This window comes from Streptomyces sp. NPDC002176, assembly GCF_044903645.1.
Lineage (GTDB): Bacteria > Actinomycetota > Actinomycetes > Streptomycetales > Streptomycetaceae > Streptomyces.
Map to the genome: position 1 here is coordinate 507,077 of NZ_JBJDQW010000005.1, position 19,849 is coordinate 526,925.

A 19,849-nucleotide genomic window follows, 5' to 3' on the forward strand; every position below is an offset into this window, starting at 1 on the left:
CGGGTCGGTCTCCTGCGCATTCCCCCGGACGGGCGGTTTGATGCCGACACGAGGCACGGGGCGGGCACGGTTACTGTTGAAGACATGCGTCTCCACGTCGTCGACCACCCCCTGGTCGCTCACAAGCTCACCACGCTGCGCGACCAGCGCACCGACTCCGCGACCTTCCGTCGTCTCGCCGACGAGCTGGTCACCCTGCTCGCCTACGAGGCCACGCGGGACGTGCGCACCGAGGTCGTCGACATCCAGACGCCGGTCGCCCGGACCACCGGCGTCAAGCTCGCCCGCCCGCGCCCGCTGGTGGTGCCGATCCTGCGCGCCGGCCTCGGCATGCTGGACGGCATGGTCCGGCTGCTGCCGACCGCCGAGGTGGGCTTCCTGGGCATGATCCGCAACGAGGAGACGCTCCAGGCGGAGACCTACGCCTCGCGGATGCCGGACGACCTCTCCGGCCGCCAGGTGTACGTCCTGGACCCGATGCTGGCCACCGGCGGCACCCTGGTCGCGGCCATCCGCGAGCTGATCGCGCGCGGCGCCGACGACGTGACCGCCGTGGTCCTGCTGGCCTCCCCGGAGGGCGTGGAGGTGCTGGAGCGCGAGCTGGCGGGCACCCCGGTCACCGTGGTCACGGCCGCGGTGGACGAGCGCCTGAACGAGCAGGGCTACATCGTGCCGGGCCTCGGCGACGCGGGCGACCGCCTGTACGGCTGCGCCGAGTAACAGTGGTGCGCGGGGCCGCCCTGGCCGGGCGGCCCCGGTTCAGCAGGTCTTCTTCTTGGCGGTCGTGACCGCCGCGACCTGCTCGGGCGCGGTCAGCTTGGTCACCGCGCTGTCGGCCGCGGGCCGCTGGGTGAGGGACCTGAACTTGTCCCCGATGACCAGGTCCAGGACGGCGCCCTTGCGGGCGGCGTCGGTGCGGCGCTCGGCGTCGGTCAGCTGGGTGCTCAGCACCGGCAGCGTGGTGTCGAGGGCGGTGGCGGGACCGACGAGCAGCCCGGTGCCCTTGACCTTCTTGTCGAACTGCTTGTCGGCGTTGCCCACGTCGCCGATCTTGAAGCCGCGCTTCTTCAGCTCGTCCGCCGTCTGCTTGGCGAGCCCGGAGCGCGTGGTGGCGTTGTAGACGTTCACGGTGATGGTGTCGGGCTTGGGCAGGGCCTTGACCGGTGCCGCCTTGGCGACCTTGGTGCGGCAGTCCGCCGCGTGGCCGGACACCGAGCCGTCGCCGCCGGTGAAGACGTCGATGAGCTGCAGCGTGCCCCAGCCCGCGACGCCCAGCGCGGCCACGGAGGCCACGACGGCGGCGACGAGCCTGCCGCGTCGCCGGGGCGGGCGCATCCGAGGGTAGGTGTCCCCTGTGATCCGGTATTTACCGCCCATGCCGGGGGGAGTCAGCATGCTCATGAGCGCAGCGTAGTGCGCCGGAGCCGCGATGCCTATTAGATGATCAGTCCATCCGGCGTAGTGGAACCCGAAAGGGGTAACCGGCGGCCCGTACGGGTCAGTCGGGCTTGCCCCGACGGCGGAGAAGAGCCCGTCAGCCCAGTTCGAGGACGCGGGCGTGCAGCACCTGGCGCTGCTGGAGCGCGGCGCGGACCGCGCGGTGCAGCCCGTCCTCCAGATAGAGGTCGCCCTGCCACTTCACGACATGGGCGAAGAGGTCGCCGTAGAACGTGGAGTCCTCGGCGAGCAGCGTCTCGAGGTCGAGCTGCTGCTTGGTGGTCACGAGCTGATCGAGGCGGACCGGGCGCGGCGCGACGTCCGCCCACTGCCGGGTGCTCTCCCGGCCGTGGTCGGGGTACGGCCGGCCGTTTCCGATGCGCTTGAAGATCACACGGAAAGCCTACCGGCCCAGACGTTCCGGGCGCAGCCATGGCGGGGGAGTGCGAGGCTGAAAAAGACACGGCAAAGCGGGCATTACGGGGACTTCCGGCAGCGGCGGTCACCGGGACGAGGGGCCTTGAGATGAGCGACAGCGCGACCACGCCCGCCCCCGACGGCTCCGGCCCGGCGCAACTGCCCGCCCCGGCCCGCGAGATCGCCGCCGGGTACGCCTTCACCGGCCCCGCCCTGGACCTCGGCGCGCTGCTGTGGGACGGGGTGAGCCACCCGGACGCGGCGGTGCGGGTGCCGCTGCCGATGCTCAACCGGCACGGGCTGGTCGCGGGCGCCACCGGCACCGGCAAGACCAAGACGCTCCAGCTGATCGCGGAACAACTCTCCGCGCAGGGCGTCCCGGTGTTCCTCGCGGACGTCAAGGGCGACCTCTCCGGCATCGCGCGGCCCGGCCAGGGCGGGGACCGGGTGAACACGCGGGCCGCCGAGACCGGGCAGAGCTGGTCGGCGGAGGGCTTCCCGGTGGAGTTCCTGGCGCTCGGCGGGATCGGCCACGGCATCCCGGTGCGGGCCACCGTCACCAGCTTCGGGCCGGTGCTGCTGTCCAAGGTGCTGGGTCTGAACCGCACTCAGGAGCAGTCCCTCGGCCTGATCTTCCACTACGCCGACACCAAGGGCCTGGAGCTGATCGACCTCAAGGACCTCCGCGCGGTCGTCGCCTTCCTCACCTCCGACGAGGGCAAGCCCGAACTGAAGGGCATCGGCGGCCTCTCCACCGCCACGGCCGGGGTCATCCTGCGCTCGCTGACCGCGTTCGAGGCACAGGGCATGGCGGACTTCTTCGGCGAGCCCGAGTTCGACACCGCCGACCTGCTGCGCCTCGCGCCGGACGGGCGGGGCCTGGTCTCCGTACTGGAGCTGCCCGCGGTGCAGGACAAGCCGCAGCTGTTCTCCACGTTCCTGATGTGGCTGCTGGCCGACCTCTTCCACGACCTGCCCGAGGCCGGGGACCTGGAGAAGCCCAAGCTGGTGTTCTTCTTCGACGAGGCGCATCTGCTCTTCCACGACGCCTCGGCCGCGTTCCTGGACGCCATCACCCAGACCGTGCGGCTGATCCGGTCCAAGGGGGTCGGCGTCTTCTTCGTGACCCAGACCCCGAAGGACGTGCCCTCCGACGTCCTGGGCCAGCTCGGCAACCGCGTCCAGCACGCTCTGCGCGCCTTCACCCCGGACGACCAGAAGGCGCTGAAGGCGACCGTGAAGACCTTCCCCGACTCCCCGTACGACCTGGAGGAACTCCTCACCGGGCTCGGCACCGGCGAGGCGGTGATCACCGTGCTCAGCGAGAACGGCGCCCCCACCCCGGTCGCCGCCACCCGGCTGCGCGCGCCGGAGTCCCTGATGGGCCCGGTGGACGCGGCCGAACTGGACCGGGCGGTACGGGAGTCCCCGCTCCACGGACGTTATGCACAGGCTGTGGACCGCGAGTCGGCGTACGAGAAGCTGACGGCGGCACAGGCCCAGGCCCAGGCCCAGGCACAGCCTCCCGCCGAGGCCCCGAAGGCGCCCAGGGCCAAGCGGGAGAAGGCCCCCGCCGAGGACCCCTCGCTGGTGGAGCAGGTCGTCGGCAGCGGGATGTTCAGGTCGCTGGCGCGCTCGGTGGGCACCCAGATCGGCCGGGAGATCACCCGCTCGCTGTTCGGCACGGCCCGGCGGGGGAGGTAGCCCAGAGGGAGGCAGCCCGCCCCCGCCGGTGCGTCAGCGGCGCTTCTCCTCGGGCGGCCGCTGCCGCTGGGTCGTCTTGTCCCGCTGGTCGGGCGCGTTGCGGCGGGCCTCGGCGCGCAGCAGGGCGCGCAGGACCGCGTAGGGGTCGGTGGGCATGGGGCCTCCTGTGTCGAACGGGCTGACGGAGCGGTGTGCCGACTGCTCGGCCCGCTCAGCAGCGCAGGACGACCGTGCTCAGGAGGGGTGCGGTGTACGGGGGGTGCGTGCGCTCCGGGTGCGGCCCCGCGTCGGACGGGCCGGACGCGGGGGCGGGCGGGGGAGCGGTGCGGTCGGGGAGGTCGGCGTGGCTCCGGGCGCGGGCGCCGGGGCGGGCCGGGGTGGCGGGCAGGTCGTGCTCGCACTCCTGGGCCATGCCCGGCACCGGGCCCGGCTGCGCGAGGGCCACATGGCCGCCGGGCACCGACAGGGCGAGCAGCAGCACGAGCGCCCGGAACCAGCTCCGGGCGCGCGAGACACGAGGACGCGCGGTGCTCACCCAGGTCATCTCCCCACCGGAGCCCCCCGCTCCGCCTCCCGCCGCCCAAGTCCGCCCGCACGGCGTACGACGGCGGCGGGAGGTTGACGACCGGAGGCAGCGGGAGGCCGGGGGACCGGGGTTCAGACCGTCTGCGGGATCTCCTTGGCCCGACCCTTGATCCGGATGGAGGTGATGATCTCGACGATGCCGACGACGATCAGCCACCAGCCGCCGACCAGGGTCAGCACGGCCACCGACTCGAAGGGGGAGTCGATCAGCACGATGCCCGCGATGAAGGTGACGATGCCGAGGAAGATGTGCCAGCCACGGGCGGGCATGCCCTTGTCGGAGATGGCGGCCATGGTCTGGGTGACGCCCCGGATCAGCCAGCCGATGCCGATCCACAGGGCGAGCAGCAGGATCGACTGCATCGGCCCCCGGAAGCAGAGCAGCCCCAGCAGGATCGACAGACCGCCGCTGAGGAAGGCCAGCACCCGCAGCGAGGTCTTCTTGTGCGTGCCGAAGGCGGAGACCAGCTGGAAGACGCCGCTGACCAGGAGGTAGAGGCCGAACAGCACGCCCACCGCGACCAGCGTGGCCCCCGGCCAGACCAGCACCAGGATGCCGAGGATCAGCGAGGCGATACCGGTGAGCAGGACGACCTGCCAGGCCGCCTGGGACAGCATGTGCAGCGGTCCCTCGAGCGGCTCCTCGGGCTCATGGTGTCCCCGCTCGCGGTCCTTCTCCATGCGGACCGCGTCGGGGTTGGGAGCGGTACCGGGCTGGGCCTGGCCCGCGCCGGGGTTCGGGTCGTACGGGCCGCCCTGCGTGGGGCCGCCGATGGGAGGCTCGGTCATGTTCCATGCTTGGACCGAACGGGGACATTCCGCCACTCGGGGGGCGCCCGACGGGTGCTAATCCTTCGCCTTGGCGGACTTCGCCGCCTTGGCCGCCGCCTTCATCTCCTGCTTGTGCGCCCGCACCTTGAGCAGCGAGTCGGGCCCGGTGATGTCGGCGACGGAGCGGTACGACTTCGCCTCGCCGTAGGCCCCGGCCGCCTCCCGCCACCCCTTCGGCGTCACCCCGAGCTGCTTGCCGAGCAGGGCGAGGAAGATCTGCGCCTTCTGCTTGCCGAACCCCGGCAGCGCCTCGAGGCGCTTCAGCAGCTCGGCCCCGCTCCCCGCGTCCCGCCACACCGCCTCGGCGTCACCGTCGTACTGCTCGACCAGGTACTGGCACAGGGCCTGTACCCGCTTGGCCATCGACCCCGGATAGCGGTGCACGGCCGGTTTCTCGGAGAGCAGCGCGGCGAACTCCTCCGGGTCGCGCGCCGCGATGTCGTGCGCGTCCAGGTCGTCGGCGCCCATGCGGCGCGCGATCGTCTCCGGGCCCTTGAACGCCCACTCCATCGGGATCTGCTGGTCCAGCAGCATCCCGGTGAGCGCGGCGAGCGGGCTGCGGCCGAGCAGCGCGTCGGCCTCGGGGTCCTGGGCGAGGTGCAGGGTGACGTCCATGCGGCCATGATCCCGCCCGTGGGGTCAGTCCGCCCGCCAGTACCCCAGCGCGTGCACCCGCTGCTTGGGCACGTTCAGCTCCTTGCGGACGTACGAGCCGAGGGCGCGGGTGGTCGCGGTGTCGCAGGCGATCCACACGTACGGGTGCTCGGTGCCGGAAAGGATCTCCGGCAGCTCGGCGCGGACCCGCTCGACCAGGTGCTTCCCGGCCTCCTGGCGCGGCACCTCGCGGATCTCGTGCCGCTCCGGGTCGGCGCCGGACGGGAGTCCGTCGAGGGTGCCCTCGAACCAGACGGTCGCGGGGGCCGAACCCAGTTCCTCGAAAAGGGAGTTGATCGCGGGCAGTGAGGCGGTGTCGCCGACCACCAGGACGTGCGAGGGGGCGGGTTCGGGGCGCTGGAAGCCGGTTCCCTGCACGGTCGCCTCGACGGTGTCGCCCTCCTTGGCCGCGCGGGCCCAGTCGGAGGCGACGCCCTCGTGCAGGGCGAACTCCAGGGCGAAGGTGCCGGTCTCCGGGTCGGGGTCGACCAGGGTGTACGCGCGCTGGTGGGGGCGGCCGTCGTCGGAGAACCACAGGCGGACCCACATGGTGGGGTGCACCCCGGTCGCCGCGAGCAGCCCGCCGTCGGTCATCCGCAGCCGCCGGTAGTGCGGGGTGACGTCCTCGGTGGCGGTCACCGTGAACGTGAAGTCCTTGGCCCGCAGCAGCTTGAGTACCGCGCCCTCCCAGCCCCGACCCTGACCCATCGTGCCTCCACCCCTCGCGTACGATTCCTTCACCTGACGGTGAAGTTAGGCAAGGCTAACCTAAAAGGGAAGGGTCCTCCAGGGTGACCACCGAGACCTACCGCGACGCCTGGGGCATCCCCCACCTGCGCGCCACCAGTGCCCGTCAACTCGCCCGCGCCCAGGGCCGGGTGACCGCGGTCGACCGCGCCTGGCAGCTGGAGGTCGAACGGCACCGCGCCCAGGGCACCTCGGCGTCCTTCCTCGGCGCCGCCGCCCTCCCCTGGGACGTCTTCGCCCGCCGGGCCCGCCTCGACGACACCGCGAGACGCTGCTTCGCCGCACTGGAGAGACGGGACCCGGAGACGGCGGACTGGGTCCGTGCCTACGTCGACGGCGTCAACGCGGGCCTGCCCGAAGGTGCCGCGCGCACACCGGAGTTCGCCCGGGTGGGGTTGGCCCCCGGCCGCTGGGAACCCTGGACCCCGCTCGGCGTCTGGCTCGGCACGCACATCCTGTTCGCCGGTTTCCCGGCCAAGCTGTGGCGCGAGGAGGCGGTACGGCACCTCGGCCCGGACGCGGTCGGCCTCTTCGCCACGGACGGCCCCGGCACCGCCGGAAGCAACGGCTGGCTCCTCACCGGCGCCCGCACCACCACCGGGCTGCCCCTCATCGCCGGTGACCCGCACCGCTACCTGGAGGAACCCGGCGTCTACCAGCAGATCCGCCTCTCCTGCCCCGAGTTCGACGTCATCGGCCTCGCCGTCCCCGGCGTCCCCGGCATCGCCCACTTCGCCCACACCGGTACCGCCGCCTGGTCCATCACCAACGCCATGGCCGACTACCAGGACCTCTACCGAGAACGCCTCCGCCGCACGGGCGCGGGGGTGGAGGCGCTCTCCCCTGAGGGGGCCTGGGTGCGGGCGGTCCGGCACGTGGAGCTGGTGGAGGTCGCGGGGGAGGGGACGGTGGAGGTCGAGGTCATCGAGACGGAACGGGGGCCGGTGATCGCGGGGGGTCCGGAGGGACTTGGCGGGCTGGAGGGGACGGAGGTTCGCACGCCTGCGGTCGAGGCCGCCCCGGTGATCCCGAAGTTGGCGGAAGAGGATGCCCCCTCTCCGGTGCCCTCGAAGTCGGTCGAAGAGGATGCCCCCTCCCCCATCCCCCTCCCGCCCGCCGCCGACGGCGAATCCGCCCCACAGGGGCCACCCGCACCCGACGACGAAAGTTGCACGGGTGGTGCGGGTGGGAACAAAACCCCCGCCGAAGGCGAAGCCGAGGCGGAACCCCCCGCCATAGCGATCGCCCTCCGCTACCCACCCCGAGTAACAGAAGACCTCGGCTTCAGCGCCCTCCTCCCCCTCCTCAGAGCCCGCACAGTCGCCGACATAGACACCGCCCTGGACGCCTGGACGGAACCCGTCAACGTCGTCCAGGCAGCCGACACCACAGGCGCCGTACTCCACAGAGTCGCCGGCAAGGTCCCCATACGCCCCCGTACCAACAGCCTCCGCCTCGTCCCCGCCTGGGAAAAGGGCAACGAGTGGCAGGGCTGGCACCCACCCCCGTACACCACCGTCGACCACGGCATAGCCGTGATGGCGAACCAGCGCGGCCCCGCCACCCCCCTCGGCGTCGAGTTCGCCCCACCCCACCGAGCCCACCGCATCCGCACCCTCCTCGAACAACGCCCCACCTGGTCCGCCACCGACCTCCCCGCCATCCACACCGACACCCACCTCGCCTCGGCGGCCCCCCTCCTGGACCACCTCGCCGCACTCGACACCCTCACCCCCGAGGCGACCCGCCTCCGCAAGCGCCTGCTGTCCTGGAACCGCCACATGGACGCCGACAGCACCGACGCGGCGACGTACGCGGCCCTCCGTACAGCGGTGGTCCGCCGCCTCGCCGCCCACCCCGCCTTCGCCGCCCTCACCGAGCCCCCCGCCTACCCCGAGGTCCTCCTCCCCTGGATGTCCCTCACGGCCCGCATCGGCTTCGCGCTGGAACACCTGCTGAAAGCAGAGGAGTTGTACGGCATCGACCGCCGCGAGACCGTACGCGCGGCCCTGGAGGAGATCGCCTCCGCACCCCCCACCACCCCCTGGTCCGAAACCCACCGAGTGGCCCCCTGGCGGGCACTCCCCGAAGGCCCGTACACGGAACCGGGGTTGGCGGGCGACCACGACTGCGTGAACTGCACCACCGCCGTCCCCGGCATCACGGACCTGGCCGCCCGAGGCCCGGCGGCCCGCTACGTCTGGGACCTGGCCGACCGCGAGAACAGCCGCTGGATCGTCCCCTTCGGCGCGGACGGCGTACCCGGAAACACCCACCACCGCGACCAACTCCCCCTGTGGCTCAAGGGAGATCTGGCCCAGGTGGTCACCGACTGGACCCGACTCACCCTCGAACACACCGACACCACCGACCTCCCCGAGGAAGCACATGCCTGAGACCGCCCGCCACGAACAGCGCATCCCCGACTACGGCACCGTCGCCATCCGCCCCCTGGACCCCACGACGGACTCCCGCGTGATCCACGCCTGGGTCTCCCAGGAGCGAGCCGCCTTCTGGGGCATGACGAACCTCACCGAGGCCCAAGTAGCCGAGATCTACGCCCACATGGCGACCCTCGACACCCACCACGCCCACCTCGTCACCAAGGACGGCGAACCGGCGGCCCTCCTCCAGACCTACGACCCCGCCGCCGACCGCGTGGGCGAGTGCTACGAGGTCCGCCCCGGAGACATAGGCGTCCACCTCCTCCTCGCCCCCGCCGCCCCGAACGGCCACCGCCCCGGCTGGACCTCGGCCCTGCTGACCGCGGTGGCGGAGTACGTCCTGCTGGTCCTGGAGCGGGACCGGGTCGTGGTCGACCCGGACGTCCGCAACACCAAGGCCATCACCCGCTTCGAACGCCAGGGCTTCGCCCCCGGCCCCGAGGTCGTCCTCCCCGAGATCGACCTGCCGGACGTGTACCTGCCCGAGAAGCGGGCCCGTCTCGCCTTCCTCACCCGCGAGACCGCGTTCCCGGAGGCCACCGGTACGGTTTGAGCGCGCCGCCGCGAACATCCGTACAGGCGGGGGACAGGGCGGGGTCGGATGACGGAGGCGGGACGACGTGCGCGACCGTGAACGAGCCCTCAGGCGCGTGCTGTTGGCGGTCGGGAGCCTGCTCCTGCTCCTCCTCGGCACCGCCTCCCCCGCCTCCGCGCACGCGGCCCTGCGCGCGACCGACCCGGAAGACGGAACGATCCTCCAGCGGGCCCCGCGCACGCTGACCCTGACGTACACCGAGTCGGTGGGCCTGCTCACCGACTCGTTCCGGATCTACGACCCCGAGAACCACCGTCTGCGCACCGGCCCAGCCGACCACGCCCCCGGCCGCTCCGACACGGTCCGGGTGCCGCTCCCGAAACGGATGGCCAAGGGCACGTACGTGGTGGCGTGGCGCGTGGTGTCCGCCGACAGCCACCCCGTCTCCGGCGCGCTCACCTTCTCGGTGGGCGAGCGCTCGGTGACGACGGCGACGGCCCCCGGCGAGACCGAGAACCGGACCACCACCAGCCTCTACAACATCGCCCGCTACCTGGCGTATCTGGCGGTGGCACTGGTGCTGGGCGCGGCCGCGTTCATCGCGTACTGCCGCCCACCCCAACGAACGCTCCTGCGCCACCTGTTCGTCGTCGGCGCCGCCACCCTGCTCGTCTCCACGCTGGCCCTGCTCCTGCTGCGGGGCCCGTACGAGGAGGGCACCGCACCGGCGTTCACCTCGCTGGGCCGCACCCTGACCACCCGCCCCGGTGAACTCCTGCTCGCCCGGCTGGCGTTGCTGCTGGTGGCGGCCGTGTGCGCGCTGTGCCTGCGCCGTTGGGGCGCGGCCGTACCGCGCCCGGCCGCCCTGACCGCCGGGGCGACGCTGGCGGTGGCCCTCGCCCTGACCTGGTCGGCGGCCGAACACGCCTCGGCCGGTATCCAGGTCCCGCTGGCCATCGCCTCCACCACCCTCCACCTGCTGGCGACGGCGGCCTGGCTCGGCGGCCTCGCGGCCCTGCTGCTGACCTTGCGCGCCGGGCTCTCCCCACAGGTCGTCACCCGCTTCTCCCGCATGGCCCTCACCTCGGTGATCGTCCTGGTGGTGACCGGCGTCTACCAGTCCTGGCGCGGCCTCGGCAGCTGGCAGGCGCTCACGGACACGACGTACGGCCGCGTGCTGCTGGCGAAGCTGGCGGCGGTCGCGCTGCTGCTGACGGTGGCGGCGTGGTCGCGCCGCTGGACGGCCCGCCTGGCGACGGCCCCGACGCCGAAGATCCTGGAACCGGCGGCCGGCCCGCCCCTCCCTGAGCCACCCGAACCCGCCCTCCCTGTCCGCCACCTCCGCCGCTCGGTACTGGCGGAGGCGGCCGTGGGGGTCGTGGTCCTGGTCCTGACGACCCTGCTGACCAGCACACTTCCAGGCCGGGCGGCCGAGGAGGCGGCCACGGAGGAGACGGGCATACCGGCGGCCTCGGTCACCACGGTCCCGTTCACGGTGGGCGAGGGCGGCCACGGCAAGGTCCAGATCACCTTCGACCCCGGCCGGGTGGGCACGAACTCCGTCCAGGCGGTGGTCTACGGCGCGAACGGCGCCCTGGCCGCCGTCCCCGAACTCCGCATCACCATGACCCTCCCGGCCCAGCGCCTGGGCCCGCTGGACACCGAGGTCGCCGACCGCGGCGGCTACTGGGCCACGAACTCCTTCGACCTCCCGATCCCCGGCACCTGGACGATGAAGGTGACGGTACGGGTGTCGGACCTGGACCAGGTGACGGTCTCCCGCACGGTACGGGTGACACGCTGAGCCGTGACGCACACGGAGCGAGTGACCATCGAGGGCGTGGACTTCCTGACCACGCTGCACCTGGCAGGCCCCATCGGCCTACTGGCCCTGCACGGCGGCGTGGAGGGCGGCACGGCGGAACTGGCGGCCGAGGTGGCGGCCCGCACGGGAGCCACCCTCCTGACCTTCACCCAGCCACTCGGCCCCCCGACTCACATCCCGTCCACCCGCATGTCCCCCTGCACCCCCCTGACCACCTTCCTGACCCACACCACCCTCACGATCTCCCTCCACGGCCATAGCCGCAGAGATGCCCCCCGAACGATCTACGTAGGCGGCTCGAACCGCCCAGCGGCCCGAGTCCTGGCGACCGCCCTGTCCGACCGGGCCCCGCTTTTCCTCCCCCTCACCGCGCTGTCCGAAATCCCCGCCCCCCTTCGTGGCCTCCACCCGGACAATCCGGTGAACCGGACCAGGGACGGAGGCGTCCAACTCGAACTCCCGGTCCTGGCCCGCACGAGCCACCCGGCGCCGACGGCCCCCGAGATTCCGCCGGAGGAGGTCGTGGAGGCGTTGACGGCAGGCGTCCGGTCGCTGATGGGGCGAGATGAACAGCGGTGACGATCACCCGGTGGCGTCGGGGTCAGCGCTCTTGCCGAGGGTGCCGGCGTCGGCCTTCACGACGTAGACCTCCCAGGGCTCCCCGCCGGGGCCGTGGACCCAGACCTTGTCCCGGAGGGCGTAGCAGCAGGAGGTGTCGTTCTCCTCGAACGTCGCCAGGCCGGCGTCCTTGAGGCGGATGGTGGCGGCGTTGACCTGATCGGTGGACTCGACCTCGACGCCCAGCAGGCGTCCGACGTCGTGATCACGATGGGCTGCGGCGACACCTGTCCCGTCTTTCCCGGGAAGCGCTGCCTCGACTGGGAGCTGCCCGATCCGGCCGGGCAGGGTGTCGACGCCGTTCGTCCGATCCGCGACGCGATCGAGAAGCGCGTCCGCGGCCTGGTCGACGAGATCACTCCGGTGAGCTGACCATGGGCACGGCTGGTGAGTATCGCGTCGCCGTGCTGGGCTGGACATGCTCGACACGTCCTGACGATCTGCCAACACGCCTTCCAACCGCCCGCCTGACGGTTCGGGGGCGTCCATGGGCATTCAAGCGCCAGGTCCGGGAGGCGTGACCTCAGTACGTGGCCTGGATGTTCTTCACGGCGGAGCCGTTGAAGTTGTCGTAGGCAGCCAGCAGCTGGACGCGGCCGGCGTGGGCCTTGTTGTCCCAGCCGACGATGCGGACCCGGATCCTGTCAGTGGCGGTGGCCCCGTTGGCCAGGTGCGCGGGCAGGACCGGAAGTTGCGCGGCGCCCTTGCCAAGGAACACCCAGCGCTTGCCGTTCCACAGGTCGTAGGCGACTGTGACGCCCGACAGCGTGGAGCGGGAGTTGGTCTGGTAGATCGCCGGGTAGACCTTCTCGGCCAGTGGCACGCCGGTGCGGTTGGTGTAGCTGACATCCAGGGTCAGGGGCTTCTTGACCGTCAGGCTCTGTCCACCGGTCACCTTGGTCACGATCGGACCGCCGTTGTGCAGGTTGAACGCCCCGATGTGGAAGGAATTCCTGCTCCAGGCCCCGATCCGGCCGTGGTCGGCCTCGGCACCGAAGTCGACCACCAGACGGTCGTCGTTGATCGGGAGGGACTTGGTCGCGGCGACGGTGATCTTCCAGGTGAAGCTGGAGTGGGCCGGCAGCTTGAACGTGCTGTCCCAGCGGCCACCCTTCGGGTAGAAGGTACCCATCAAGCCGCTGCCCTGGCTGCTGATGGAGGACGTGGTGGCCGGGGCGTGCACCGCCTGCACACTCAGCTTCACATCCCCCTTGTCCAGCGGCAGTGCGCCGTGCGCGCTCGCGCCGACGTTGCCGTTCATGGCGATCGCGGCGCCGGTGTGGTTGGCGACCGTGAAGACGAAGCTCTTCGCCGCCCCACCCGGCAGCAGCGGACCGGGCTGGGCCGAGGACGCCGTGACGGTGAGCGGGTTCAAGGCGGTGCTCTGCGTCGCGGCGCTCGCCGTACCCGGCAGCAGCGCGAGCACGCTGGACGCGGCGGCGACGACGGTGGCGGTACCGGCGAGACGACGACGGACAGACATGAAAGCCCCCAGGCAAATTTGTGCTGAACGATTCAGCGGTTCGCGCCGTCCCCCCTGGGCCGACATGCCGATCATGGCCCGGCGACCGTCCCCAACTGATCATCGGAATGTCACCGCTGAGCAACGGCCCGATCGGCCGGTCTGAGGACAACGTCGAAGGGCCCCGCTGCAAGCAGCGGGGCCCTTCGACGTTAGTGCCCGGTGAGGCACTGGCGGAGGATACGAGATTCGAACTCGTGAGGGGTTGCCCCCAACACGCTTTCCAAGCGTGCGCCCTAGGCCACTAGGCGAATCCTCCGGGGCAAACATTACATGACCGCGGAGGGTGCTCGCGAACCTCGTTCCCGGGCTCGGGAGGGCGCTCACCACGGGTTCGTGCGAGGTACCTCGCGGCGGTTCGGATCGGGTACTCTTTCCGCAGCCCCCCACGTGGTGCTATCTGACTGAACTCCCCCAGGGCCGGAAGGCAGCAAGGGTAGGTCGGCTCTGGCAGGTGCGTGGGGGGCCCTTGTGTTTCCGGGGTCGGAGGCGGAGGTCCGGCCTGTGACCTGCGGTGGGCTCGGGCCCGCTTTCGCCGCGCGGCCGGTTGTCGGTGCTCCCCTATAACCTCGTATGCGTGTCGTCTCTCGCCTTGTACCGCCGCTATCGCCCGGAGACCTTCGCCGAGGTCATCGGGCAGGAGCACGTAACCGACCCGCTGCAGCAGGCGCTGCGGAACAACCGGGTCAATCACGCGTACCTGTTCAGTGGTCCGCGCGGCTGCGGCAAGACGACCAGTGCCCGCATCCTGGCCCGCTGTCTCAACTGTGAGCAGGGTCCCACCCCCACCCCCTGCGGCGAGTGCCAGTCGTGCCAGGACCTCGCGCGCAACGGGCCCGGTTCCATCGACGTCATCGAGATCGACGCCGCCTCCCACGGAGGTGTGGACGACGCCCGTGAGCTGCGCGAGAAGGCGTTCTTCGGGCCCGCGGGCAGCCGGTACAAGATCTACATCATCGACGAGGCCCACATGGTCACGTCGGCCGGCTTCAACGCGCTGCTGAAGGTCGTCGAGGAGCCCCCGGAGCACCTCAAGTTCATCTTCGCCACCACCGAGCCCGAGAAGGTCATCGGGACCATCCGGTCGCGTACGCACCACTACCCCTTCCGGCTCGTGCCGCCCGGCACCCTCCGGGAGTACCTGGGCGAGGTGTGCCAGAAGGAGGACATCCCGGTCGCCGAGGGGGTGCTGCCGCTCGTCGTGCGCGCCGGTCAGGGCTCCGTGCGTGACTCCATGTCCGTCATGGACCAGCTCCTCGCCGGTGCCGGTACGGACGGTGTGACCTACCCCATGGCCACCTCCCTCCTCGGCTACACCGACGGGTCTCTGCTCGACTCCGTCGTCGAAGCCTTCGCCACCGGTGACGGTGCCGCGGCCTTCGAGGTCGTGGACCATGTCATCGAGGGCGGCAACGACCCCCGCCGCTTCGTCGCCGACCTGCTGGAGCGGCTGCGCGACCTGGTGATCCTCGCCGCCGTGCCCGACGCCGCCGAGAAGGGCCTCATCGACGCCCCCGCCGACGTCATCGAGCGCATGCAGGCCCAGGCCGAGATCTTCGGCGCCGCCGAGCTGAGCCGCGCCGCCGACCTCGTCAACGAGGGCCTCACCGAGATGCGCGGCGCCAACTCGCCCCGCCTCCAGCTGGAACTCATCTGCGCGCGCGTGATGCTGCCCGCCGCGTACGGCGACGAGCGCTCCGTCATGGCCCGGCTCGACCGCATCGAGCGGGGCGTGAACTTCTCCGCCGGTGCCGCCGCTCCCGCCATGCAGTACGTCCCCGGCCCCGAGGCCCACCCCGGCGCTGCGGCCCCGGCACCCGTCATGGACGGGCCCGCCGTACCGCCCGGTGGTGGTCCCGCGGCTGCCCGCGCGGCCGTACGGAATCCCGGGGGGCCGCCGCCCGGCGCGGGTACGGAAGCCCCGGCGCCCGCTCCTGTTCAGGCTCCGGCGCCGACCCCGCCGCCCGCTCCCGCTCCCGCTCCGGCTCCGGAAGCCGCGCCCGCGCCCGGTGCGTGGCCCACCGCCGCCTCTGCCGGTGGCGGTCGGCGTTCCGGCGCCTGGCCCACCGCGACTTCGGCGGGCAGCCAGCAGCAGGCGCAGAGCCAGCCCAGCCGCCCCCAGGCCCCGGCCCCGGCCCAAGCTCCGAGCCAGCCCCAGCCCCAGCCGACGGCCCCCGCACCGGCCGCCCCCGCCTCCTCCTCCGGTGGCCTCGATCCCCGCATGCTCTGGCCGAACATCCTGGAGGCCGTCAAGAACCGCCGTCGCTTCACCTGGATTCTGCTGAGCCAGAACGCCCAGGTGACCGGCTTCGACGGCACCACCCTCCAGCTCGGCTTCGCCAGCGCGGGCGCTCGGGACAACTTCTCCGCCAGTGGCAGCGAGGATGTGCTGCGCCAGGCGCTGGCCGAGCAGTTCAACGTGCAGTGGAGGATCGAGGCGGTCATCGATCCGTCCGGCGGCGGCTCCGCACCCCCGCCCCCTGGCGGCACCCCGGGCTTCGGCGGAGGCGGCGCGGCGAACACGGGCGGTGGCTACGGCGCCTCGGCCCCGTCCCGTCCCGCGGCCCCCCAGCAGAGCGCCCCCACCCCGGCCGACGGCGCCCAGTCGACTCCGGCGCCCAGACCTCCGGCCCCTGAACCACCTTCCGTCTCCCTCGAGGACGACACCCCCGCCGATGACGACCCCGACCTGGACGAATCCGCCCTCTCCGGCCGCGACTTGATCGTCCGCGAACTCGGCGCCACCGTCTTGGACGAGTTCTCCCACGACCAGTAGGCGGTCACTGCTGGCCGGGGGCGCGGCTGTCGGTGCGCTGTGGCTGGTCGCGCAGTTCCCCGCGCCCCTAGGTGGGCACAGCAGAGGTCAGTCGGGTCGCCTCTGCCCGTCCACTCACCGGTCCATCGGCGCGTAGCCGGCTGCCGAGCCGTCGTGGCCGTTCGCGCAGTTCCCCGCGCCCCTAGGTAGGCACAGCACACGTTGGTCAGGGTCGCGGGCAGACCGAGCCGCCCCGACCCACGTCCACCACCCCCACCCCAGGGGCGCGGGGAACTGCGCGACCAGCCACGACGGACCGGCACACCGCCCACGAACCCCGAGCGCAACTGACCTCCCCGCCGCCCCACGCGAGTGGCCCTCGTAGGTTCCTCCAACTTCCCCACCCCCCAGTCTTCGGCGACCCAGCCGATAGGCTGACCCCGTGAAGGTCCTCGTCATCGGCGGCGGCGCCCGCGAACACGCCCTGTGCCGCTCCCTGTCCCTCGACCCCGACGTCACCGAACTGCACTGCGCCCCCGGCAACGCGGGCATCGCCGAGGTGGCCCAGCAGCACCAGGTGGACGCGCTCGACGGCAAGGCCGTCGCCGCGCTCGCCGGGGAACTGGAGGCCGACCTCGTCGTCATCGGCCCGGAGGCCCCGCTGGTCGCCGGGGTGGCCGATGCCGTGCGGGAGGCGGGCTTCCCGGTGTTCGGGCCGTCCCGCGAGGCCGCCGTGCTGGAGGGGTCCAAGGCGTTCGCGAAGGACGTCATGGCCGCGGCCGGGGTGCCCACCGCGCGCTCGTACGTCTGCACCACCGCCGAGGAGGTCGCCGAGGCGCTCGCCGCCTTCGGGGCCCCCTATGTCGTCAAGGACGACGGACTGGCCGCGGGCAAGGGCGTCGTCGTCACCTCCGACGTGGCGGAGGCCGAGGCGCACGCGGCCGGATGCGAGCGGGTGGTGATCGAGGAGTTCCTCGACGGCCCCGAGGTCTCGCTCTTCGCCGTGACCGACGGCGTGACCGTCGTACCGCTCCAGCCCGCGCAGGACTTCAAGCGCGCGCTGGACGGCGACGAGGGCCCCAACACCGGTGGCATGGGCGCGTACTCCCCGCTGCCGTGGGCCGCCCCCGGGCTGGTGGACGACGTGCTGCGCACCGTGCTCCAGCCGACCGTGGACGAGCTGCGCAGGCGCGGCACCCCGTTCTCCGGGCTGCTGTACGCGGGGCTCGCCATGACCTCGCGCGGGGTCCGGGTCATCGAGTTCAACGCCCGCTTCGGCGACCCCGAGACCCAGGTCGTGCTGGCCCGCCTGAAGACCCCGCTGGCCTCCCTGCTGTCCGCCTCCGCGAACGGCACCCTCGCCGACCTGGAGCCGCTGCGCTGGAGCGAGGACGCGGCCGTCACCGTGGTCGTCGCCTCGCACAACTACCCCGGCACCCCGCGCACCGGTGACCCGATCACCGGCCTGGCCGAGGTGGCCGCCGAGGACGCCCCGCACGCCTACGTCCTGCACGCCGGGACCAAGCAGGACGGGGACGCCGTCGTCAGCGCGGGCGGCCGCGTGCTGTCCGTCACGGCGACCGGTGAGGACCTCGCCGAGGCCCGCGAGCGGGCGTACCGCGCGGTGGCCCGTGTCGGTCTGGACGGCTCGCACCACCGCACGGACATCGCGGCGAAGGCGGCCGACCCGGCCACGACCGGCGTGGCGTAGGGCCCGTAGAAGACCCCCGTTCCACCCCAGGCCCCGGACCCCGAAATCCGGGGCCTGACCTTTGCCGTCTGTCACCCAGCTCTGACCAAGGCCATTCCATCGAGTGAGCAATGCGCCATCCGGCTGACGGGGGCCGGGGCCCCAACTATGGTGCGGCGCATGCGGTCCGGCACTTGGCCCACCGGCATTGCGATGTCAGTGACGGGTGCCACAGTGGGGGAGTGGGCAACCGCCAGGACAGGACGCGATCGGCACGGAGGGGGTGAGCGTCGCGCATGACCGGAACCGGTGGGGAGCTGGGCGCGCGGGCCGCGCGTTCGCGCGCGCTGGCCGTGCTGCGGGTGCGCAGTCGGGCGCTGGCCGTGGCGCTGCTGCCCGCGGCCGTCGAGGTGATCCTGCTGACCGGTGGTGCCACCGGCCAGTTCACCGGGCCGGGCTGGGACACGGCCCGCTGGGTGGTGGGCGTCCTCGCGGTGCTGGTGCTGCTGGCGGCCGCCGCCGTCGCCCTGGTGGTGGCCCGGGCGCGCCCGGCCGCGAGCCCCACGGTCCCGGTGTCCGAGCGCTCCGCCCCCGACCTGTACCGGATGGTGCGCGACCTGGCCGACCGGCTCGACGTGCCCGCGCCCTCCGCGATAGCGCTCACCCCGGACTGCGACAGCTGGCTGGAGGACCGTACGCACCCGGCCCACGCCCCGCCCGTGACCCGCGCGCCGGACGAGCCGGTGGTCCCCGGCACCCGTGCCGAGCGGCGGCCCGCCGTCCCGGCGCCGGTGCTCGTCATCGGGTCGCCGTTCCTGTGGTGGATGCGGGTCGCCGAGCTGCGCGCGGTGCTCGCCCCGGTCGTCGCGGGTACGGGCCCGTCCGCCCAGCCCGACATAGCCGCCGCCCGCCGCTTCGTACGCGGCCTCGACGCCGCGGTGGCCGTGGCCGACGCACCGGGCCGCAGCCCGCTGACCCGCGGTGGGTACGCGGCCCTCGGCCGGGTGGCCCGGCTGCTGCTGCGCGGCTGCCGTGAGCACGCCGCGCTGATGGAGCGCGGGGTGGCCACGGCCGCCGCCGAGCGCGCCCAGTCGGTGGACTACGGACCCCGGATCGCCGCCCAGGAGCAGGTCGGGCTGGCGTACGCGGGCTGGGACCGGCTGCTGACCAAGGTGGCGCTGCCCGCCTGGCGGATGGGCCGCTGGCCCTCCCGGCTGGACGTGGGCGTGGCCGCCGCGCTGACCGAGCTGTCCCGGCGCGACCGGCTGGCCGACGGCTTCGCCGCCCGGCTCGGTGAGCGCCCCGCCTGCGATCTGCTGGAGGAGCCCGGCGCGGTGGACGAGGCGGTGTCCCTGCTCACCGCCCGCCTCTTCCACGGCGGCCCGGCCGAGTCCGGTCCCCGCTGGGCGCCGGTGGACTGGCAGGCGTACCCGGAGGAGGTCGTGGACCGCACCTGGCGCGCGGAGGCGGCCCGGCTGCACCGGGTGCTGGACTCCCTGGGCGTCAGCCCCAGCCTGGACCCGGCCGCCCCCGACCCCGGCGGCCCCACCCTGGCCCGCGTCCTGGACCACCTCGCCGAGCCCGCGGCGGACGCCGTCCCCACGGTCCCGGCTCCTGCCATGCCCCTCGACAACGCGGACAGCGCGGACAGCGCCGAAACCGAAGACGGCGCCGACCCTGACCCCGCCACCGAGCGCAGCGCGCTCCTCGCGGCCGGGCTCAGTGCCGCGCTGGCCCGTGAGGAGAGCGCGGTACCGCAGGGCGCGCGGGCGCAGGGCCCGGACAGCGCGCTGTGGGAGGACGGCGACCTGCCGCTGTTCCCGCTCCAGCCCCCGCGCACCGGCCGGGAACTGCTTGCCGCGCACATCACCGCGATGATCTGCTGTGCGGCCGTCGACACCGCCGGAGCCGCCCCCGGCCTGGACTGGCTGGACGGCCCCACCCTGCTGCTGGACGGCGAGCGCGCCGCCGACCTCACCCCGAAGGTGCTCAGCCTGATCGAGGAGGGCGATCCGGCCCCGCTGCGCGCCTGGCTGGCCGAGTCCGGGATACGGCCGGACAAGCCGGTCCGGCTGAGCTGAACAC

At 72.8% G+C, this 19,849-nt stretch carries 18 protein-coding genes, 1 tRNA gene and 1 other RNA gene; 10 read left to right on the forward strand and 10 right to left on the reverse strand.

Annotated elements, in window-relative coordinates; all coding sequences use genetic code 11:
• Positions 1 to 84 precede the first annotated feature (84 nt).
• Positions 85 to 720, forward strand: a complete 636-nt coding sequence (gene upp, locus ACI2LY_RS25165) for a uracil phosphoribosyltransferase (RefSeq protein WP_389003406.1) — start codon at positions 85 to 87, stop codon at positions 718 to 720.
• A gap of 39 nt (positions 721 to 759) precedes the next feature.
• On the opposite strand, the gene ACI2LY_RS25170 is transcribed toward upp, so the two are convergent.
• Together ACI2LY_RS25170 and ACI2LY_RS25175 are read right to left on the reverse strand one after the other, a co-directional pair.
• A complete protein-coding gene (locus tag ACI2LY_RS25170) occupies positions 760 to 1,377 on the reverse strand; it encodes a LytR C-terminal domain-containing protein (RefSeq protein WP_404709188.1) in 618 nt (205 codons plus the stop codon).
• A 157-nt stretch (positions 1,378 to 1,534) separates the two neighbouring features.
• Positions 1,535 to 1,831 (reverse strand): type II toxin-antitoxin system VapB family antitoxin, encoded by a 297-nt coding sequence (locus tag ACI2LY_RS25175; protein ID WP_003986294.1) that lies wholly within the window; start codon positions 1,829 to 1,831, stop codon positions 1,535 to 1,537.
• A 131-nt stretch (positions 1,832 to 1,962) separates the two neighbouring features.
• Between ACI2LY_RS25175 and ACI2LY_RS25180 the strand changes: the two genes are divergently transcribed.
• On the forward strand, positions 1,963 to 3,558 hold the full coding sequence (locus ACI2LY_RS25180; RefSeq protein WP_404709124.1) for a helicase HerA-like domain-containing protein: 1,596 nt from the start codon (positions 1,963 to 1,965) through the stop codon (positions 3,556 to 3,558).
• 33 nt (positions 3,559 to 3,591) lie between these two features.
• Here the strand turns inward: ACI2LY_RS25180 and ACI2LY_RS25185 are convergent, their stop codons facing one another.
• The 5 genes from ACI2LY_RS25185 to ACI2LY_RS25205 form a co-directional block, all read right to left on the reverse strand.
• A complete protein-coding gene (locus tag ACI2LY_RS25185; protein WP_404709125.1) occupies positions 3,592 to 3,714 on the reverse strand; it encodes a hypothetical protein in 123 nt (40 codons plus the stop codon).
• Positions 3,715 to 3,769: 55 nt separating this feature from the next.
• Positions 3,770 to 4,093, reverse strand: a complete 324-nt coding sequence (locus ACI2LY_RS25190) for a hypothetical protein (RefSeq protein WP_404709126.1) — start codon at positions 4,091 to 4,093, stop codon at positions 3,770 to 3,772.
• A gap of 122 nt (positions 4,094 to 4,215) precedes the next feature.
• Complete coding sequence (locus ACI2LY_RS25195) at positions 4,216 to 4,824, reverse strand: HdeD family acid-resistance protein (RefSeq protein ID WP_404709189.1); 609 nt, start codon at positions 4,822 to 4,824, stop codon at positions 4,216 to 4,218.
• 165 nt (positions 4,825 to 4,989) lie between these two features.
• A complete protein-coding gene (locus ACI2LY_RS25200; RefSeq protein WP_404709127.1) occupies positions 4,990 to 5,589 on the reverse strand; it encodes an HhH-GPD-type base excision DNA repair protein in 600 nt (199 codons plus the stop codon).
• A gap of 24 nt (positions 5,590 to 5,613) precedes the next feature.
• Positions 5,614 to 6,336, reverse strand: coding sequence for a siderophore-interacting protein (locus tag ACI2LY_RS25205; RefSeq protein WP_404709128.1), 723 nt, complete (start codon positions 6,334 to 6,336; stop codon positions 5,614 to 5,616).
• Positions 6,337 to 6,419: 83 nt separating this feature from the next.
• Here ACI2LY_RS25205 and ACI2LY_RS25210 point away from each other — a divergent pair, with 83 nt between their 5' ends.
• The 4 genes from ACI2LY_RS25210 (at position 6,420) to ACI2LY_RS25225 (ending at position 11,758) form a co-directional block, all read left to right on the forward strand.
• A complete protein-coding gene (locus ACI2LY_RS25210; protein ID WP_404709129.1) occupies positions 6,420 to 8,771 on the forward strand; it encodes a penicillin acylase family protein in 2,352 nt (783 codons plus the stop codon).
• A complete protein-coding gene (locus ACI2LY_RS25215; protein ID WP_404709130.1) occupies positions 8,764 to 9,372 on the forward strand; it encodes a GNAT family N-acetyltransferase in 609 nt (202 codons plus the stop codon). The genes ACI2LY_RS25210 and ACI2LY_RS25215 overlap by 8 nt, the downstream gene beginning before the upstream one ends.
• Before the next feature lie 67 nt (positions 9,373 to 9,439).
• Positions 9,440 to 11,158 carry a copper resistance protein CopC gene (locus ACI2LY_RS25220; RefSeq protein ID WP_404709131.1) on the forward strand — a complete coding sequence of 573 codons (1,719 nt, stop codon included), beginning with the start codon at positions 9,440 to 9,442 and terminating at the stop codon, positions 11,156 to 11,158.
• A 3-nt stretch (positions 11,159 to 11,161) separates the two neighbouring features.
• On the forward strand, positions 11,162 to 11,758 hold the full coding sequence (locus ACI2LY_RS25225) for a poly-gamma-glutamate hydrolase family protein (protein ID WP_404709132.1): 597 nt from the start codon (positions 11,162 to 11,164) through the stop codon (positions 11,756 to 11,758).
• Between the two features lie 3 nt (positions 11,759 to 11,761).
• Here the strand turns inward: ACI2LY_RS25225 and ACI2LY_RS25230 are convergent, their stop codons facing one another.
• The 3 genes from ACI2LY_RS25230 to ACI2LY_RS25240 all read right to left on the reverse strand — a co-directional run bounded on the left by ACI2LY_RS25230 (position 11,762) and on the right by ACI2LY_RS25240 (position 13,578).
• Positions 11,762 to 12,286: a hypothetical protein gene (locus ACI2LY_RS25230; protein WP_404709133.1), complete on the reverse strand. Its 525-nt coding sequence runs from the start codon at positions 12,284 to 12,286 to the stop codon at positions 11,762 to 11,764.
• Between the two features lie 34 nt (positions 12,287 to 12,320).
• Complete coding sequence (locus tag ACI2LY_RS25235) at positions 12,321 to 13,280, reverse strand: hypothetical protein (protein ID WP_404709134.1); 960 nt, start codon at positions 13,278 to 13,280, stop codon at positions 12,321 to 12,323.
• A 210-nt stretch (positions 13,281 to 13,490) separates the two neighbouring features.
• Positions 13,491 to 13,578, reverse strand: a tRNA-Ser gene (locus ACI2LY_RS25240).
• 118 nt (positions 13,579 to 13,696) lie between these two features.
• Here ACI2LY_RS25240 and ffs point away from each other — a divergent pair.
• The 4 genes from ffs (at position 13,697) to ACI2LY_RS25260 (ending at position 19,845) form a co-directional block, all read left to right on the forward strand.
• Positions 13,697 to 13,793: signal recognition particle sRNA small type (gene ffs, locus ACI2LY_RS25245), an RNA gene on the forward strand.
• 103 nt (positions 13,794 to 13,896) lie between these two features.
• A complete protein-coding gene (locus tag ACI2LY_RS25250) occupies positions 13,897 to 16,095 on the forward strand; it encodes a DNA polymerase III subunit gamma and tau (protein WP_404709135.1) in 2,199 nt (732 codons plus the stop codon).
• A 421-nt stretch (positions 16,096 to 16,516) separates the two neighbouring features.
• Positions 16,517 to 17,785: a phosphoribosylamine--glycine ligase gene (purD, locus tag ACI2LY_RS25255; protein WP_404709136.1), complete on the forward strand. Its 1,269-nt coding sequence runs from the start codon at positions 16,517 to 16,519 to the stop codon at positions 17,783 to 17,785.
• A gap of 275 nt (positions 17,786 to 18,060) precedes the next feature.
• Positions 18,061 to 19,845 (forward strand): hypothetical protein, encoded by a 1,785-nt coding sequence (locus ACI2LY_RS25260; RefSeq protein WP_404709137.1) that lies wholly within the window; start codon positions 18,061 to 18,063, stop codon positions 19,843 to 19,845.
• Positions 19,846 to 19,849 lie beyond the last annotated feature (4 nt).

Coding starts and splice junctions, on each gene's coding strand:
- ACI2LY_RS25185 (WP_404709125.1), bottom strand. CDS start 3,714: ATGCCCACCGACCCCTACGCGGTCCTGCGCGCCCTGCTGCGCGCCGAG.
- ACI2LY_RS25260 (WP_404709137.1), top strand. CDS start 18,061: ATGACCGGAACCGGTGGGGAGCTGGGCGCGCGGGCCGCGCGTTCGCGC.
- ACI2LY_RS25215 (WP_404709130.1), top strand. CDS start 8,764: ATGCCTGAGACCGCCCGCCACGAACAGCGCATCCCCGACTACGGCACC.
- ACI2LY_RS25235 (WP_404709134.1), bottom strand. CDS start 13,280: ATGTCTGTCCGTCGTCGTCTCGCCGGTACCGCCACCGTCGTCGCCGCC.
- ACI2LY_RS25195 (WP_404709189.1), bottom strand. CDS start 4,824: ATGGAGAAGGACCGCGAGCGGGGACACCATGAGCCCGAGGAGCCGCTC.
- ACI2LY_RS25170 (WP_404709188.1), bottom strand. CDS start 1,377: ATGGGCGGTAAATACCGGATCACAGGGGACACCTACCCTCGGATGCGC.
- ACI2LY_RS25200 (WP_404709127.1), bottom strand. CDS start 5,589: ATGGACGTCACCCTGCACCTCGCCCAGGACCCCGAGGCCGACGCGCTG.
- upp (WP_389003406.1), top strand. CDS start 85: ATGCGTCTCCACGTCGTCGACCACCCCCTGGTCGCTCACAAGCTCACC.
- ACI2LY_RS25230 (WP_404709133.1), bottom strand. CDS start 12,286: ATGGACGCCCCCGAACCGTCAGGCGGGCGGTTGGAAGGCGTGTTGGCA.
- ACI2LY_RS25180 (WP_404709124.1), top strand. CDS start 1,963: ATGAGCGACAGCGCGACCACGCCCGCCCCCGACGGCTCCGGCCCGGCG.
- ACI2LY_RS25205 (WP_404709128.1), bottom strand. CDS start 6,336: ATGGGTCAGGGTCGGGGCTGGGAGGGCGCGGTACTCAAGCTGCTGCGG.